Annotated in this window: 17 protein-coding genes; 9 read left to right on the forward strand and 8 right to left on the reverse strand. The window is 67.0% G+C overall.

Annotation, left to right across the window (positions count from 1 at the left end):
* Positions 1-185: 185 nt before the first annotated feature.
* The 5 genes from scpB to A6723_RS11010 all read right to left on the reverse strand — a co-directional run bounded on the left by scpB (position 186) and on the right by A6723_RS11010 (position 5248).
* The gene (scpB, locus tag A6723_RS10990; protein ID WP_054909375.1) at positions 186-1226 is read right to left on the reverse strand and encodes an SMC-Scp complex subunit ScpB; all 1041 of its coding nucleotides are present in this window, start codon (positions 1224-1226) and stop codon (positions 186-188) included.
* 81 nt (positions 1227-1307) lie between these two features.
* Positions 1308-2162 (reverse strand): ScpA family protein, encoded by an 855-nt coding sequence (locus A6723_RS10995; RefSeq protein ID WP_233298355.1) that lies wholly within the window; start codon positions 2160-2162, stop codon positions 1308-1310.
* Between the two features lie 308 nt (positions 2163-2470).
* On the reverse strand, positions 2471-3685 hold the full coding sequence (locus tag A6723_RS11000; protein WP_082450737.1) for a tryptophan--tRNA ligase: 1215 nt from the start codon (positions 3683-3685) through the stop codon (positions 2471-2473).
* Positions 3686-3746: 61 nt separating this feature from the next.
* Positions 3747-4376 (reverse strand): L-threonylcarbamoyladenylate synthase, encoded by a 630-nt coding sequence (locus A6723_RS11005; protein WP_024766423.1) that lies wholly within the window; start codon positions 4374-4376, stop codon positions 3747-3749.
* Entirely contained in the window at positions 4373-5248 is an 876-nt protein-coding gene (locus A6723_RS11010) for a PHP domain-containing protein (protein ID WP_054909377.1), read from the reverse strand. The genes A6723_RS11005 and A6723_RS11010 overlap by 4 nt, the downstream gene beginning before the upstream one ends.
* Positions 5249-5414: 166 nt before the next feature.
* Between A6723_RS11010 and A6723_RS11015 the strand changes: the two genes are divergently transcribed.
* From A6723_RS11015 to A6723_RS11045, 7 genes are all read left to right on the forward strand, one after another.
* Positions 5415-6008 (forward strand): septation protein A, encoded by a 594-nt coding sequence (locus A6723_RS11015; protein ID WP_054909378.1) that lies wholly within the window; start codon positions 5415-5417, stop codon positions 6006-6008.
* Between the two features lies 1 nt (position 6009).
* Entirely contained in the window at positions 6010-6309 is a 300-nt protein-coding gene (locus A6723_RS11020; RefSeq protein WP_024766426.1) for a YciI family protein, read from the forward strand.
* Positions 6310-6411: 102 nt separating this feature from the next.
* On the forward strand, positions 6412-6870 hold the full coding sequence (locus tag A6723_RS11025) for a hypothetical protein (protein WP_054909379.1): 459 nt from the start codon (positions 6412-6414) through the stop codon (positions 6868-6870).
* 13 nt (positions 6871-6883) lie between these two features.
* Positions 6884-7561 carry a response regulator transcription factor gene (locus tag A6723_RS11030; RefSeq protein ID WP_054909380.1) on the forward strand — a complete coding sequence of 226 codons (678 nt, stop codon included), beginning with the start codon at positions 6884-6886 and terminating at the stop codon, positions 7559-7561.
* 169 nt (positions 7562-7730) lie between these two features.
* A complete protein-coding gene (locus A6723_RS11035) occupies positions 7731-8186 on the forward strand; it encodes a Spy/CpxP family protein refolding chaperone (protein ID WP_024766429.1) in 456 nt (151 codons plus the stop codon).
* A 91-nt stretch (positions 8187-8277) separates the two neighbouring features.
* Positions 8278-9615, forward strand: coding sequence for a HAMP domain-containing sensor histidine kinase (locus A6723_RS11040; RefSeq protein ID WP_054909400.1), 1338 nt, complete (start codon positions 8278-8280; stop codon positions 9613-9615).
* A gap of 26 nt (positions 9616-9641) precedes the next feature.
* Complete coding sequence (locus A6723_RS11045; protein WP_054909381.1) at positions 9642-10121, forward strand: hypothetical protein; 480 nt, start codon at positions 9642-9644, stop codon at positions 10119-10121.
* On the opposite strand, the gene A6723_RS11050 is transcribed toward A6723_RS11045, so the two are convergent.
* Positions 10102-10662, reverse strand: coding sequence for an NAD(P)H nitroreductase (locus tag A6723_RS11050; RefSeq protein ID WP_054909382.1), 561 nt, complete (start codon positions 10660-10662; stop codon positions 10102-10104). The genes A6723_RS11045 and A6723_RS11050 overlap by 20 nt on opposite strands.
* 179 nt (positions 10663-10841) lie before the next feature.
* Between A6723_RS11050 and A6723_RS11055 the strand changes: the two genes are divergently transcribed.
* Positions 10842-12296, forward strand: coding sequence for a TrkH family potassium uptake protein (locus A6723_RS11055; protein WP_054909383.1), 1455 nt, complete (start codon positions 10842-10844; stop codon positions 12294-12296).
* Positions 12297-12502: 206 nt separating this feature from the next.
* On the opposite strand, the gene A6723_RS11060 is transcribed toward A6723_RS11055, so the two are convergent.
* A complete protein-coding gene (locus tag A6723_RS11060) occupies positions 12503-13501 on the reverse strand; it encodes an AraC family transcriptional regulator (RefSeq protein WP_054909384.1) in 999 nt (332 codons plus the stop codon).
* Positions 13502-13645: 144 nt separating this feature from the next.
* On the opposite strand from A6723_RS11060, the gene A6723_RS11065 reads away from it, so the two are divergent.
* Positions 13646-13963, forward strand: coding sequence for an Mpo1-like protein (locus A6723_RS11065; protein WP_045210136.1), 318 nt, complete (start codon positions 13646-13648; stop codon positions 13961-13963).
* 22 nt (positions 13964-13985) lie between these two features.
* Here the strand turns inward: A6723_RS11065 and A6723_RS11070 are convergent, their stop codons facing one another.
* The gene (locus A6723_RS11070) at positions 13986-15506 is read right to left on the reverse strand and encodes a glycosyltransferase family 39 protein (RefSeq protein ID WP_054909385.1); all 1521 of its coding nucleotides are present in this window, start codon (positions 15504-15506) and stop codon (positions 13986-13988) included.
* Positions 15507-15522: the final 16 nt, after the last annotated feature.

The following is a 15522-nucleotide window of genomic DNA, read 5'->3' on the forward strand; positions in this document are numbered from 1 at the left end:
TACTCAGCAGCCTGCGCGAAGCGCCGGGCCACTGTGGAATGTTGTTAGAGGGGCATCGAACAGGTGGGATTCCGGCGACTCCCCCGGGTGTAGTCGCCAGCGCCTTTCGAACGCGGCACATAAGGTCGTCGCGCCGAGGGCGGAAGTCAATCACCGAACGGCTGGAAAACGCCGGTGAATGGGTCTCAATGGTCGCGATTGAGCCGGTTGAATTCCATTTCCTCGCGCATGGCTTCGCGCAGGGCGCGTTCCTCGTCCCACTCTTCTTCCGGCGCGGGGGCCGGCGGCTGGGGCGCCGGTTCCGGCTGCGCAGCGGGCTCGGCCGGCGCATCGGGCTCGGCGGTGCCTGCAGCCTCGGCGTCGGACGCGACTTCGGGCAGGCCGTGGACGCCGCTGAAATCGGCATCCACGCCGCTGTCTTCGTCGTCACTCGGCGGGCGGTCGATGAGGTCGTCGAAGTCGGTCTTCAGGCCCTGCTCCATCTCGTCCAGCTCGGCGAGCAGGCTGCGGAAACTGGTTTCTTCCTTCGGTTCTTCCGGCGGCGCGGGCTCCGGCTCCTCGCCGGCATCGCGTACGGCCTGGTCGGCCAGCGCCTGCAGGGACGGCGGGATGTAGTCCTCGTCGTACTCCTCGGGGCCGGGCAGGCTGACGGTGGGCGCCATGTCCTCGAGGATCGGCTGCGGCTCGGGCTCCATCAGCTTCAGCTCGGCCAGCGGCGGCAACTCCTCCAGGCTCTTCAGGTTGAAGTAGTCGAGAAAGGTCCGGGTGGTGGCGAGCATGGCCGGGCGGCCGGGGACTTCACGGTAGCCGACGATGCGGATCCACTCGCGCTCCATCAGCGTCTTGACGATCTGGGTGTTCACCGCGACGCCGCGGATTTCCTCGATCTCGCCACGGGTGATGGGCTGGCGGTAGGCGATCAGCGCCAGGGTCTCCAGCAGCGCGCGGGAATAGCGCTGCGGGCGCTCCTCCCACAAACGGCCCACCCAGGAGGCGAACTTCTCGCGCACCTGCAGGCGATAGCCGGTGGCAACTTCCTTCAGTTCATAAGCCCGCCCGGCACAGGACAGGCCCAGCACCGCCAGCGCGTCGCGGAACTGCTGGGGCTCGGGGCGCTCGGCTTCCTCGAACAGCTCGCCGAGGCGCTCCAGCGACATGGGCTTGCCGGCAGCCAGGAGGATGCCTTCGAGCAGGGTCGCCAGTTCTTGCGGGTCGGAGAGATTCATCGGGAAGCTCGGGTCAGGTCATAAGGTTGCGGTACAGGCGGGAAACTACTCAAAGCGCAGCGCCAGGGCAACGCTATCGGATCACAGCGGCTCTTCGTCCGGCTCGCTGTCGGCCTCGGCGATCTCGTCGAAGTGGCCGTCCTCGAAGGTCAGGTCAGCCGGCACCTCCTCGCGGGGCTCGAAGACGTCCTCGTCGCCTTCCTCCAGCACCTCCTCGACGGGCGCAGCGCCTTCCTGCACCTCGCTGCGGGCGCGGACATGGATCGGCGCGAAGGCCTCGTTCTGTACCAGTTCCACCAGTTGCTCCTTCACCAGTTCCAGCACTGCCATGAAGGTCACCACCACGCCCAGCTTGCCTTCCTCGACACGGAACAGCGTGATGAAGGGCACGAAACCCTCGCCCTTCAGGCGCTCGAGGATCTCGCTCATGCGCTCGCGGGTGGAGAGCATCTCGCGGGTGACCTGGTGGCTTTCGAACAGGTCGGCGCGGCGCAGCACCTCGGCCATGCACAGCATCAATTCCTGCATGTCCACGTCCGGCAGCAACCGGCGCGCCCGCGCATCCGGCGCGGCGATGGTCGGCACCACGTAGTCACGACCCAGGCGCGGCAGTTCGTCGAGGTCCTCGGCGGCCTTCTTGAAGCGCTCGTACTCCTGCAGGCGGCGGATCAGTTCGGCGCGCGGGTCGTCCTCTTCTTCCTCGGCCTCGGCCGAGCGCGGCAGCAGCATGCGCGACTTGATCTCGGCGAGCATGGCGGCCATTACCAGGTACTCGGCGGCCAGTTCCAGGCGCACCGACTTCATCAGCTCGACGTAGCCCATGTACTGGCGGGTGATCTCCGCCACGGGGATGTCGAGGATGTTGATGTTCTGCTTGCGGATCAGGTAGAGCAGCAGGTCGAGCGGGCCCTCGAAGGCTTCGAGGAAGACTTCCAGGGCATCCGGCGGGATGTACAGGTCCTGCGGCATCTCCGTCAGGGCCTCGCCGTAGACGAGCGCCAGCTGCACCGGCACCTGGTATTCAGGGGCGGCGGCAGGGGCTTCCGGCTCGGTCAGGTCACTCATCGGCCACTCGTCAGGCTCAGGGTTCGAAGGCGGCATTATCCCTGCTTTTGCCGGCGGCGCGAGGAGCTTTTGGCGGATTCACATGGTGCGGCGGCAAGCCTGTGGGTAGCAGCGGACTTTGATCCCGGTCGGTTACCGGCGCGATGCGGCCCTGGCATTACGAAAAGCAAATGCGCTGCCTATCGGTACGACAGCCCCATGGCATGCCGCACCTCCACCAAGGTCTCCCGCGCCGCCTCACGGGCGCGCTCGGCGCCTTCGGCGAGAATGCTGCGCACCAGTTCAGGGTTGTCCTCGTAGTCCAGTGCGCGCTCCTGGATCGGCGCCAGTTCCTGGAGGATCGACTCGATCAGCGGCCGCTTGCAGTCCAGGCAGCCGATCCCGGCGCTGCGGCAGCCTTCCTGCACCCACTGGCGGCAGCCGTCGTCGGAATAGATCAGGTGCCACTGCCACACCGGGCAGCGCTCCGGGTCGCCCGGATCGCGGCGGTGCACGCGCGCAGGGTCCGTGGGCATGCGGGCGATCTTCTCCTCGATCACGGCCGGGCTGTCGCGCAGGGCGATGGTGTTGTGGTGCGACTTGGACATCTTCTGTCCGTCCAGCCCCGGCATCTTCGGTGCGTGGCTGGTCAGGGTATGCGGCTCGGGCAGCAGCATGCGGCTGGTGCCTTCAAGGTAGCCGAACAGCCGGTCGCGGTCGCCCAGGGTCAGGCTCTGCTGCTCCATCAGCAGCGCGCGGGCGGTTTCCAGCGCTTCGGCGTCGCCCTGCTCCTGCCAGGCCCGGCGCAGGCTGACGTACAGCTTGCCGGTCTTCTTGCCCAGGCGGGCGATGGCAGTCTGCGCACGGTCCTCGAAGTCCACCTCGCCGCCGTACAGGTGGTTGAAGCGGCGGGCGATCTCGCGGGTGAATTCGACATGGGCGAACTGGTCGGAGCCCACCGGCACCAGGCCTGCGCGGTAGATCAGGATATCCGCGGCCTGCAGCAGCGGGTAGCCGAGGAAGCCGAAGGTGGAGAGGTCCTTGTGGACCAGTTTTTCCTGCAGTTCCTTGTAGGTCGGCACACGCTCCAGCCAGGACAGCGGGCAGATCATCGACAGCAGCAGGTGCAACTCGGCGTGCTCGGGGACCTGGGACTGGATGAACAGCGTCGCCGCGCTGGGGCTGACGCCCACCGCCAGCCAGTCGATGGCCATGTCGCGTACGTGCTGGCGGATGCTGGCGGTCTCGTCGTACTCGGTGGTCAATGCATGCCAGTCGACGATGGAGAAGTAACACTCGTACTCGTGCTGGAGTTTCACCCAGTTCTGCAGCACGCCGTGGTAATGCCCCAGGTGCAGGCGCCCGGTGGGGCGCATGCCGGACAGCACGCGGCGCAGGGATTCGACGCTGCTCAAGCGGTCAACCTCGCGGGTTCGGCGATGGAACGAGGGAGTATAGCCAGCACGCCGGGCGTGTTCAGGCGTTGACCATGAAGGGTTCCGGATCGCCGCAGCCGACGCGTACCACCACCGGGTCTTCGTCGGTGAGGGCGATCACGGTGGAGGCTTCGCCGCCGCCGAAACCACCATCGATGATCAGGTCGACCAGGTGCTCCAGCTGGTCGCGCATCTCGTAGGGGTCGTTCAGTGGCTCCGTCTCTCCCGGCAGGATCAGGCTGACGCTCATCAGCGGCTCACCCAGTTCCTCCAGCAGCGCCAGGGCGATCGGGCAGGCTGGCACGCGCAGGCCGATGGTGCGGCGCTTGGGGTGCAGCAACATGCGCGGCACTTCGCGGGTGGCATTGAGGATGAAGGTATAGGGGCCGGGTGTATGCGCCTTGAGCAAGCGGAACAGGCGCGTGTCGACCTTGGCGTAGAGGCCGAGCTCGGACAGGTCACGGCAGACCAGGGTGAAGTTGTGCTTGTCGTCCAGCCGGCGGATGTGGCGGATGCGCTCCACCGCGGCCTTCTCGCCGATGCGACAACCCAGCGCATAGGACGAGTCGGTGGGATAGGCGATCACTCCCCCCTGGCGGACGATCTCCACGGCCTGCTTGATCAGGCGCGCCTGGGGATTTTCCGGGTGGATCTGAAAGAACTGGCTCATGGAGTCTCCTCGATCCCGATGGCGTTCTCGGCACTGGCGAAGCGCGGCCAGAGTGGCGGCAGGTCCTCCGGCACGCGGCGGTAAAGCCCCAGCTCCGACCAGTCGCTGGGACCGTGGAAGTCGCTGCCGGCGGTGACCATCAGGCCGAACTCGCGGACCAGGATGCTCAGCACGCCAACCTGCTCGGCCGGCTGCGGGCCGTTGCAGACTTCCAGCGCATGGCCGCCGGCGGCGATGAAATCCGCCACCAGCTTGCGCCGCTTGGTGCGGGTGAAATCGTACTGGTAGGGGTGCGCAAGGCTGATCCAGGCGCCGGCCTCGCGCAGGGTGCCGACGGCGTCGGCGAGGCTCGGCCAGTGCTGCTTGACGTCCCCCAGCTTGCCGGCGCCCAGCCATTTACGGAAGGCTTCGGCGCGATCCTTGACATGGCCCTGGCGTAGCAGGAATTCGGCGAAATGCGGGCGCGCCGGGGCGTTTTCGCTGTCGCCCAGTTCCGCCTGGATCGCCCGCGCGCCCTCGAAGGCACCGGGCATGCCCTTGGCTTCCAGGCGCCGGCCGATCTCCTCGGCACGGGTCCAGCGCGCGCGGTGCAGGTCGCCCAGCGCTTTCACCAGCGGCTCGGCCGTCACGTCGAAGCCATAGCCCAGCACATGAATGGTCGCCCCACCCCAGGTGCAGGAAACCTCGACGCCATCCACCAGCTCCATGCCCAGCGCCTCTGCAGCGCGGCGCGCCTCGGGCAGGCCGTCGAGGGTGTCGTGGTCGGTCAGCGCCAGCACGCGCACGCCGCGCCCGTGGGCACGCTCGACCAGGGCGGTCGGGCTGAGCTGTCCGTCGGACGCGGTGCTGTGGCAGTGCAGGTCGACTCGCATGCGGTTTCCTGGGACGAGGGGATAACTTTCTGTATAGACGCTTCTGTGCCAACGCTCCCGCGGCAACGGCTTGAAACCATGATCTGACGCAGCGTTGGGCGGATGGCCCTTTCAGTTCACCCGCAGGTTGGTATTATGCCGGCTCTACTGGGCTCTGGCTGCCGTAATGAAGCAATTCATCGATTTCATTCCCCTCATTCTCTTCTTCATCGTCTACAAGCTCGACCCGCGCAACGTCGAACTCGCCGGCCAGAGCTTCTCGGTCGGGGGAATCTACAGCGCCACGGCCGTACTGATCGCCACCTCCGTGGTGGTCTACGGCGCCCTGCTGATCAAGCAGCGCAAGCTGGACAAGGGCCAATGGGTGACGCTCGCAGCATGCCTGGTGTTCGGCGGCATGACTCTGGCCTTCCACAGCGAAACCTTCCTCAAGTGGAAGGCACCGGTGGTGAACTGGCTATTCGCCCTGGCCTTCGCCGGCAGCCACTTCATCGGCGGCCAGCCGCTGATCCAGCGCATCATGGGCCACGCGGTCAACCTGGCCGATTCCCTCTGGGCGAAGCTGAACATCGCCTGGGTGCTGTTCTTCCTGATCTGCGGCTGTGTCCAGTTGTTCGTCGCCTTCACCTTCCAGGACTACTGGGTGGACTTCAAGGTGTTCGGCAGCCTGGGCATGACCCTGCTGTTCCTGATCGGCCAGGGCGTGTTCCTGGCCCGCCACATGCACGATGAGCCTACCGGCGAAAAACCCAAGGACTGACATGCTCTACGCGATCATTGCCCGTGACATCACCGCCTCCCAAGAACGTCGCCTGGCCACCCGCCCCGCGCACATCGCCCGCCTGGAGCAACTGAAGGAAGAGGGCCGCCTGGTCCTGGCCGGCCCGCACCCGGCCATCGACAGCAACGACCCGGGCGCCGCCGGCTTCACCGGCAGCCTGATCGTCGCCGAATTCGACTCCCTGGCCGCCGCGCAAGCCTGGGCCGACGCCGACCCGTACCGCGCCGCGGGTGTCTACGCTGACGTCGTGGTCAAGCCGTTCAAGAAAGTCCTGCCGTAACGACCCCCATCGTTGCAGCCCCAGGGCAGGGACGCCGGGGATGCGCAGTCGTATCCGCCGGCCCGTCCGGGCTGGCGCCGTATCATCGAACAAGGAGTCCCGATGTATCGTCTGCCCTTGCTGCTGTGCCTCGCCCTGCCCGCCGCCGCCCTGGCCGAAGAGCCCGCCACGGAACCCCTGACGCCGGCGCTGTCCAATACCCGCCCCATCCCCCTGCCCGACAATGCCTCGAGCCATGCTACGGACAGCGGGCAGGAAACCGCCGACCGCATCGCCACGCTGGAAAGCCGCCTCGCCGAAAGCGAACAGCAGCGCCAGGCCTTGAGCGAGCAACTGGCCGCCCCCGACAATAGCCAGGACGAAGCCCAGATCACCGGTCTGCGCCAGGAAAACCAGCGTCTGAAGCTGCAGCTGCGTGAAGCCCAGGCCAACCAGCCGCCGCGCCTGCTCAGCGAACAGCAGACCTGGTACGTGACCGGCGCCGGCACGGCCCTGCTGGCCTTCATCCTCGGTGCACTGGCCCGCGGCAAGCGCCGCCAGCGCCGCGAATGGATCAACTGAAAGAAGCCTCTTCATGAGTGAACTGCTGCTGATCGACGACGATGTCGAACTCTGCGAGCTGCTGAGCACCTGGCTGACCCAGGAAGGCTTCAGCATCCGCGCCGCCCATGATGGCGCGCAGGCCCGAGCTGCCCTCGGCAGCCGAGCGCCGGACGCGGTCGTGCTCGATGTCATGCTGCCCGACGGCAGCGGCCTGGAACTGCTCAAGTCGCTGCGCAGCGACCACCCGGACCTGCCGGTGCTGATGCTCTCCGCCCGAGGCGAGCCGCTGGACCGTATCCTCGGCCTGGAGCTGGGCGCCGACGACTACCTGGCCAAGCCCTGCGACCCGCGCGAACTGACCGCCCGCCTGCGCGCCGTGCTACGCCGCAGCCACCCGGCGCAACCCAGCGCGCAACTGGAACTGGGCGACCTGGCGCTGAACCTGTCGCGCGGCGTGGTCACCATAGGCACCGAAGAGATCAGCCTGACCCTCTCCGAGAGCCGCATCCTCGAAGCCCTGCTGCGCCAACCGGGCGAGCCGCTGGACAAGCAGGCCCTGGCCCAGCTCGCGCTGGGTCGCAAGCTGACGCTGTACGACCGCAGCCTGGACATGCACGTCAGCAACCTGCGCAAGAAGCTCGGCGGCCACCCCGACGGCCGCCCGCGCATCCTCGCCCTGCGCGGGCGCGGCTACTTCTACGCGCCCTGACCTCTCCGCACTCCCAGCCCGGGCCGCTCTGGCCCGGGCTTTCGTAAAGATTCCAGCAGGGCCTCACCTAATCTTTACCGAAGCTTTACGTGGGCCTGACCGCCCTTGACCTTGCCGACCCTAGACTGGGCTCATCCGGTAACGACCGGCCCCTGAAAGGAGAAACACCATGCGCAAGACCCTGACCGCCCTGCTGATCGCCGCCGCCCTGCCGACCGTCGCGCTGGCGGCCACTCCCGCGCCGACCGACGCTCCGCCGCCGGCCCCGTTCATGAAAGACCATGGCCCCGGCAAGCACGGTGGCGAACGCGGCGGTGCGTTCCGCGAACTGAACCTGACCCAGGACCAGCGCCAGCAAGTCGGCAAGGTGATGGGCGACTCGATGAAGGATCGCCGCGCGATCACCGAGAAATACTGGAACAAACTGCCCGAAGCCGATCGCAAGGCCATGCAGGAAGAGCTCAAGGCCAACCACGACAAGGCCGACGCCAGCATTCGCGGCATCCTCACGCCCGAGCAGCAGAAGAAGTTCGACGAGCTGAAGAAGCAGCGTGAACAGCGCAAGGCCGAATGGGCGGAATTCCAGACCTGGAAGGCCCAGAAGGACGGCGCCAAGACCAACTGATCGCTCCACGATGTGCAGGCGCCGGGTTCATTCCCGGCGTCTTGCCGTGAGCCCTGACAACGGATAGACCATGCGGCTGAACAGGAAGACCATGCGTTCACTCTTCTGGCGGATACTCGCCGCCTTCTGGCTTGCCCTGTTGCTGGTGGCCGGACTGTCGATCCTGCTGGGCCGCGCGCTGAACCAGGACACCTGGGTCATCGCCCGCTATCCGGGGCTGCACGACATCGCCAAGCAATGGACCCTGCTCTACGAGACGAAAGGCCCCGACGCCGCACAGCAATTGCTGGAAAGCCGCCGGCAGCAGTACGAGCTGTCGGTGCAGGTGCTCGACGAAACCGGTCAGCGCCTGGTCAACGGCACCTACCTGCCACGACCACCGCGCCCACGCGACAACAGCTTCGACCGTGAAAACCTGCCGCGCTTCCCCTGGCGCCAGCTCAGCCAGGAATACACCAGCAGCCGCACCGACCAGACCTACCTGTTCATCTACCGTATTCCGCACCCGACGTTGCAGGCCTGGCACCGCAGCAGCCTGCTCTGGCCGCTCAGTGCGCTGGGCATCGCCCTGGTGGTGCTGACCGTATTCAGCCTGCTGCTGACGCTGTCCATCACCCGCCCGCTGAACCGCCTGCGCCGTGCCGTGCATGACCTCGGCCAGACCAGTTATCAACAGGACAGCCTCGCCCGCCTCTCTCGCCGTGGCGACGAACTGGGCGTGCTGGCCCGCGACTTCAACCGCATGGGCGCCCGCCTGCAAGGGCTGATCGGCAGCCAGCGCCAGCTGCTGCGCGATGTGTCCCACGAACTGCGTTCACCACTGGCGCGCCTGCGCATTGCCCTGGCCCTGGCCGAACGTGCCGGCCCCGAACAGCGCGCCGCCATGTGGCCACGCCTGGAACAGGAATGCGATCGCCTGGAAGCGCTGATCGGCGAAATCCTCGCCCTCGCCCGTCTCGACGCCGATCCCGGCCCCACCAGCCGCATCGACCTGCTGCCACTGTTCGAACGCCTGCGCAATGACGCGCAACTGCTCTACCCGGAACAGGACATCCAGCTCGACGTCGCTGCGCAACTGGCCCTGGACGGCTGGCCGGACATGCTCGAACGCGCCCTCGACAACCTGCTGCGCAATGCCCTGCGCTTCAACCCGCCCCAGCACCCGCTGGAAGTTCAGGCACGGATCGACGGCGAGCGCCTGCACATCAGCATTCGAGATCACGGCCCTGGCGCTAGCGAGGAACACCTGGCGCAACTGGGCGAACCTTTCTTCCGCGCTCCCAACCAGAGCAGCCCCGGCCACGGGCTGGGGCTGGCCATCGCCCGCCGCGCCATCGAGCGCCACCATGGGCGGTTGCGCCTGAGCAACCATCCCGACGGCGGTTTCCTGGCCAGCATCGACCTGCCGTTGCGTCGGCAAGCCGCCTGAACCGAGCGCACTTTCGGAGAGCCACCATGAGCCTTCCCGCCATCGCTACCCCGATCCCCGCCCTGCAACAGGCGCTGCCGCCGGCAGCCCTGCTGCGCAGCGAGCCCTGCGACGACCCGCAGTACCTGGTGCTGGCTGTAGAGCTGGCACGTCACGCCGCACAATGGCGCGCACGCTGGCCCGGCGTGCGCCTGAGCCTGCCGCAGAGTGGCACCTGGCCACTGGAAAGCTGGCCGGACGCACTGGGCGAGGCCCTGGATTCGTTGCTGGAGGCGGCGCTGGCGCGGCAACCGCACGCAGCGCTGAAACTCTCGCTCAGCTCAGCCCACGGAGAACTGCGCCTGGACCTGCACGGCCACGACCCGCAAGCGCGGGCCTGGCTGCCGGATGCCCTGCCCCCGGTGCGGCGACTGGCCGGCTGGCAGGGTGGCCACCTGTTCTGGCGCGCGCGCGACGGCGGCTGGAAGGTTCGCCTGGAACTGCCGCTCAGCCCTGCCAGGCGCTGACGAAGCCGGCCGGGTCCAGCGGCGCCGGGCGGCGCAGCTCGCCGACCGGCGTGCCGAGGTAGATGAAGCCGACGATGCGCTCATTCTCGGTCAGGCCCAGGCCTTCACGCACCAGCGGATCGAACGCCATGGCGCCCGTCCGCCACATCGCCCCCAATCCCTCGACATAGGCTGCCTGGACGATACCGTGGGCGGCACAGCCTGCGGCCAGCCACTGTTCGATTTCCGGCACCTTGGGGTGCTCCTGCAGGCGTGCCACGGCCACCACCAGCAAGGGCGCGCGCAGCGGCATGGCGCGAGCCTTGTCCAGCGCCTCGGGCTTGCCGTCCGGCTCGTTCGCCGCCACAGCGCGGGCGAACAGCTCGCCCAGTTCCTTGCGCGCCTCGCCTTCCACGGTGATGAAACGCCAGGGGCGCAGTTGCCCATGATCCGGCGCACGCAACGCCGAGCGGAACAGCCGGTCCAGTTGCTCGGCGGACGGTGCCGGCTCGCTCAGGCGGGCATGGGACACACGGTTGAGCAACGCGTCGAGAGCCTCCATGGGCTGCCTCCAGTCAATCTCGAAAGCCGCCATTGTAGACGCAAAGGGTTCGCATTTGCCCGCGAAAGACAGCGCCGTCATTCTCCGCACAACTTGTAAAGGAGACCGGCGTCACGCGGTTTACTCTCGGCAGACGGCAGGTAAAATGGCCGATTCCCATTGGATTCAGACCTCAGCGCATGGCCCTGCCGACACTACGCACCCTCGGATTCATCATCGGCATCTTCGTGATCACGCTGGCGGTCGCCATGCTGGTCCCCATGGCCACGCTGCTCTACTACGGCCGCGCGAACGAACTGCACCCGTTCATCTGGTCGGCGATCATCACGTTCACCTGCGGGCTCGGCCTGGTCATCCCCGGCCGCCCGGAGCAGGTGCACCTGCGCCCGCGGGACATGTACATGCTCACCGTGTCGAGCTGGGTGATCGTCTGCTTCTTCTCCTCCCTGCCCTTCATGTTCGCCCGGCACATCAGCTTCACCGACGCGATCTTCGAGAGCATGTCCGGCATCACCGCCACCGGTTCGACCGTGCTGTCGGGGCTGGACAAGATGTCGCCCGGCATCCTCATCTGGCGCTCGCTGCTGCACTGGCTGGGCGGTATCGGCTTCATCGCCATGGCGGTGGCGATCCTGCCGATGCTGCGCATCGGTGGCATGCGCCTGTTCCAGACCGAATCCTCCGACCGCTCCGACAAGGTCATGCCGCGCTCGCACATGGTGGCCAAGTACATAGTCGGGGTTTACGTGGCGATCACCATCGCCGGCACGCTGGCCTTCTGGTGGGCCGGGATGGGCCTGTTCGACTCGCTCAACCACGCCATGTCGGCGATCTCCACCGGCGGTTTCTCCACCTCCGACCAGTCGCTGGCCAAGTGGCACCAACCGGCGGTGCACTGGGTCGCGGTGGTGGTGATGATCCTGGGCAGCATCCCCTTCGTGCTGTACGTATCCATGCTGCGCGGCAACCGCAAGGCGCTGATCCGTGACCACCAGGTCCACGGTTTCCTCGGCCTGCTGGTGGTCACCTGGCTGGTGATGGGCACCTGGTACTCGGTGACGTCCAGCCTGCCCTGGCTGGACGCCTTCCGCATCGTCGCGGTGAACGTGACCTCGGTGGTCACCACCACCGGCTTCGCCCTGGGCGACTACAGCCTGTGGGGCCACTTCTCGATCATGCTGTTCTTCTACCTGGGCTTCATCGGCGGCTGCTCCGGCTCCACTGCCGGCGGCATCAAGATCTTCCGCTTCCAGGTGGCCTTCACCCTGCTGCGCGCCAGCCTCTACCAACTGATCCACCCGCGCGCGGTGATCAAGCAGAGCTACAACGGCCACCGTCTGGACGAGGAGATCGTGCGTTCGATCCTGACCTTCTCGTTCTTCTTCGGCGCCACCGTCGGTGCCCTGGCGCTGGGCCTGTCGTTCCTCGGCCTGGACTGGATGACCTCGCTGACCGGCGCGGCCAGCACCGTGGCCGGCGTCGGCCCGGGCATGGGCCCGATCATCGGCCCTTCGGGCAACTTCGCCTCACTGCCGGACGCCGCCAAATGGCTGCTCTGCGGCGGCATGCTGGCGGGCCGCCTGGAGATCATCACGGTGCTGGTGCTGTTCACCCCGGCATTCTGGCGGCACTGATCGTCCCTGCCAGCAAATTTGCAGGATGAACACGCGGTAGGATGGCGTGGAGCGCAGCGATACCCATCAATCCCAGGCGCCGTCTACGCTAGCCGGCTGCGCCAGGCTTCTGTAGGAGCGAGCTTGCTCGCGAACGCTTGGGCGCCGGTATCAAGCGGTTCGCGAGCAAGCTCGCTCCTGCAACCAGACGCTTGGCGCCGGCGGAATCACAACTCCTCGCGGTACTCCCCCGGCGTCTTGCCGAACCAGCGGCGGAAGGCACGGAAGAAGTTGCTCGGCTCCGAGAACCCCAGCAGGTAGGCAATCTCCAGCAGCGTCATGCGCGGCGTGGCGAGGTACTGCTGGGCCAGCTCGCGGCGGGTGTCGTCGAGCAGTTGCTGGTAGCTGGTCCCCTCTTCCTGCAGGCGACGCTGCAGGGTGCGTTCGGACAGGTGCAGCGCCTGCGCCACGCTCTCGCGCTTGGGCTCGCCCTGGGGCAGCAGGCGGCACAGCACCTGGCGCGTCTGGTGGCTGAAGCGGCTGCTGACGAAACGCGCCAGGTACTCCCCGGCAAAGCGGTCGTGCAGGCGCGCCAGTTCCTCGTTGGCAGTGGGTAGCGGCGCGGCCATGTCCTCGTGGGAAAACAGCATCGCGCAGTCGGCGTGGCCGAAGCTCAGCGGCGCCTGGAACAGTTCCCGGTAGGGCTCGATGTCCTGCGGCGGCTCGCCCGCCAGGCGCACCTCCAGCGGCTTGATCGCCCGCCCGGTAATCCAGCGCAGCATGGCGGTCAGGCTGGCCAGCGAGCACTCCGCGCTCTGCCGCGGCACCGGCAGCCGGTCGCCGTGGACCACGATGCGGTAGAGGCAGCCTTCGGGGAGGCGGCGGAAGGTCAGGTCGGCGCCCTCGGCAATGATCCGCTGGTAGCGCTCGAGCCGCTCGAAGCCCTCGCCCAGATTGCGGCTGGACATCAGCGCGTAGCCCACCACCGGGAACGCCGGAGTGTGCACGCGGGCAATGTTCAGGCCGATGGCCGGATTGCCGGACAGCTCCACGGCGCGGTTCCACAGACGGCTCATGGCGTCCTGCGGGAAGCGCGCATCGGGGTCGTCGAGGGCAGCGAAATCCAATCCCAGTTCGGCGAACAGCGCTCGGCTGTCCAGGCCTTCCAGTTCCAGGGACTGGACGATTCCCCGCACCCAACTGGACAGGGTCGTACGCTCAGGCATGCGTTTTCTTCTGGTTATGGTGGTCAACGGCGCCACCGCCAGACAGCTGGCGGCGCAGGGGGATACTAAACTGGTCCCCTATGCCATCCGCAAGTCCGACAGCTCCAGCCTACACTGGGCCACCACAACAACAGGAGGTGCGCCATGAGCACCCAGACCGCCGATCGATTCCAGAGCTTCGCCGAGTTCTACCCGTATTACCTGCAGGAGCACAGCAACGCCGTGTGCCGTCGCCTGCATTACGTGGGCAGCCTGCTGGTGCTGTCGATCCTCGCCTACGCCATCGTCAGCGGGCACTGGTTGTGGCTGCTGGCCATGCCATTGGCCGGCTACGGCTTCGCCTGGGTCGGCCACTTCGTGTTCGAGAAGAACCGCCCCGCCACCTTCAAGTACCCGCTGTGGTCGCTGATGGGCGACTGGGTGATGCTCAAGGACGCCTTTACCGGGCGCATCCGTTTCTAAGCCTGCAACGCAACGCTTGCCCTCAGCGCGCAGCGTTACGCTGCGTCGTGCGCTCGAAGAGAATCGCCTGCACCTCCCCGCCGGCATGCTGCGCCACCCGTTTCCAGGTGGCCGGCACGTCGGGAATCTCCTGGTCGTTGTAGCGGCTCATCACCAGCCAGACGCGCCCCTGGTCCTGCGGCAGGTCCGCCAGGCGGTCGACGAAGGCATGCTGGCGGTCGTCGATCAGCGATCCAAAGCCATAACGCCCCGGCCGCCCCGAGCTGCCATCCGCCGCCGGTGCGGTGTAGAGCAATGGTTCGTGGCCGGTCTGGTTGTAGTAGCGGAAGGTCAGGTACCAGAGGATGTCATCGACCACCACCCGGTCGCCGGCGCGGTAGTGTGCGTTGACGTAGGCCGCCATGCCGTCGAACTGCTCGTCCGGGTCGATGGCGATCGCGCGCGCCACCCCGATGCCCTGCAACCCCAGCAGGGTCACGAGCAGCACCGTACCCAGCGCACGGCGCTTATCCAGCAGGCGATCCAGCGCCAGCGCCAGCAGCAGCGGCAAGCCCAGGGCAAAGGCCGTGAGATAGCGCTCGACGAACACCGGGGAAATGAACGAGATGCCATACAGCAGGAGCAAGGGCACGCCGCAATAGAGTGCCAGCAGCACCGCTCCACGCTGGGGACTGCGGTCGGCGCGCAGCACCAGTGCAGCCGCCGCGACCAGCAGCAGCGGCACGCCGAGCAGCACAGGCCAGGGCAACTCGTTGCCATCGGATTGCGCCAGCCACTGCCAGAGCATCGAGGGTAGCGAGCGCGCATCCACCGGCGGCTGCCAGCCCACGTCGCCACCCGCTTCCAGCACCGCCATATGGCGGATCAGGTCGAACAACCCCGGTAACCAGGGCAGGAACAGCACGGCGATGGCCAGGTTCGCCAGCCACCAGTCGCGTCGGCGCAGCGGGCTGTTCGGCAGCGTCGCCAACCAGAGCCATTGCACCAGTGCGCCGAACAGGCTGAAGTAATGGGTGTAGAAGGCCGCGGTCATCAGCGCGACATACACCAGCAGATAGCGCCGCCGCTGCACCTGCAGCCAGTACAGCAACGCCAGGGTCGCCGCCAGCAACCAGCAGCCGAGCAGCGAATACATGCGCACTTCCTGGCTGTAACGTACCGCCGTGGGCAGCATTGCCAACAACAGCACGGCGATGAAAGTGGCCCGCGGCGAAGCCAGCCGCCACACCAGCCAACCGCCGAGAAACACCGCAAGCGTGCCGAACACGGCGCTGAACGATCGCAGCGAAAGAACGCCCTCGCCCGCCACTCCAACCCAGGCATGCAGCAGGAAGAAGTACAGCGGCGGATGCACGTCGTGGGCGGCGTGCTGCCAGAGCTGGACCGGCGAATAGCGGGCGAGGAACAGGCTGGAGGTCTCGTCCCCCCACAGTGCCGAATCCGACAGGCCATAAAGGCGCAGGCACAGGGCGAGCACCAGCAGCGGCAGGAACCACCACTGGCGCAGCAGGACAGGCAGAGTCGGCGGCTCGCGGGACAGCATCACACCCTCGCAGGAA

The sequence above is a fragment of the Pseudomonas sp. AU11447 genome (assembly GCF_001672555.2).
GTDB classification, from domain to species: Bacteria; Pseudomonadota; Gammaproteobacteria; order Pseudomonadales; family Pseudomonadaceae; genus Pseudomonas; species Pseudomonas nitroreducens.

Bases quoted from the DNA above. Each gene is read 5' to 3' on its own strand.
- scpB (WP_054909375.1), bottom strand. From the start codon at position 1,226: ATGAATCTCTCCGACCCGCAAGAACTGGCGACCCTGCTCGAAGGCATC.
- A6723_RS11005 (WP_024766423.1), bottom strand. From the start codon at position 4,376: ATGAGCCAGTTCTTTCAGATCCACCCGGAAAATCCCCAGGCGCGCCTG.
- A6723_RS11010 (WP_054909377.1), bottom strand. From the start codon at position 5,248: ATGCGAGTCGACCTGCACTGCCACAGCACCGCGTCCGACGGACAGCTC.
- A6723_RS11015 (WP_054909378.1), top strand. From the start codon at position 5,415: ATGAAGCAATTCATCGATTTCATTCCCCTCATTCTCTTCTTCATCGTC.
- A6723_RS11020 (WP_024766426.1), top strand. From the start codon at position 6,010: ATGCTCTACGCGATCATTGCCCGTGACATCACCGCCTCCCAAGAACGT.
- A6723_RS11025 (WP_054909379.1), top strand. From the start codon at position 6,412: ATGTATCGTCTGCCCTTGCTGCTGTGCCTCGCCCTGCCCGCCGCCGCC.
- A6723_RS11030 (WP_054909380.1), top strand. From the start codon at position 6,884: ATGAGTGAACTGCTGCTGATCGACGACGATGTCGAACTCTGCGAGCTG.
- A6723_RS11035 (WP_024766429.1), top strand. From the start codon at position 7,731: ATGCGCAAGACCCTGACCGCCCTGCTGATCGCCGCCGCCCTGCCGACC.
- A6723_RS11040 (WP_054909400.1), top strand. From the start codon at position 8,278: ATGCGTTCACTCTTCTGGCGGATACTCGCCGCCTTCTGGCTTGCCCTG.
- A6723_RS11045 (WP_054909381.1), top strand. From the start codon at position 9,642: ATGAGCCTTCCCGCCATCGCTACCCCGATCCCCGCCCTGCAACAGGCG.
- A6723_RS11050 (WP_054909382.1), bottom strand. From the start codon at position 10,662: ATGGAGGCTCTCGACGCGTTGCTCAACCGTGTGTCCCATGCCCGCCTG.
- A6723_RS11055 (WP_054909383.1), top strand. From the start codon at position 10,842: ATGGCCCTGCCGACACTACGCACCCTCGGATTCATCATCGGCATCTTC.
- A6723_RS11060 (WP_054909384.1), bottom strand. From the start codon at position 13,501: ATGCCTGAGCGTACGACCCTGTCCAGTTGGGTGCGGGGAATCGTCCAG.
- A6723_RS11065 (WP_045210136.1), top strand. From the start codon at position 13,646: ATGAGCACCCAGACCGCCGATCGATTCCAGAGCTTCGCCGAGTTCTAC.
- A6723_RS11070 (WP_054909385.1), bottom strand. From the start codon at position 15,506: ATGCTGTCCCGCGAGCCGCCGACTCTGCCTGTCCTGCTGCGCCAGTGG.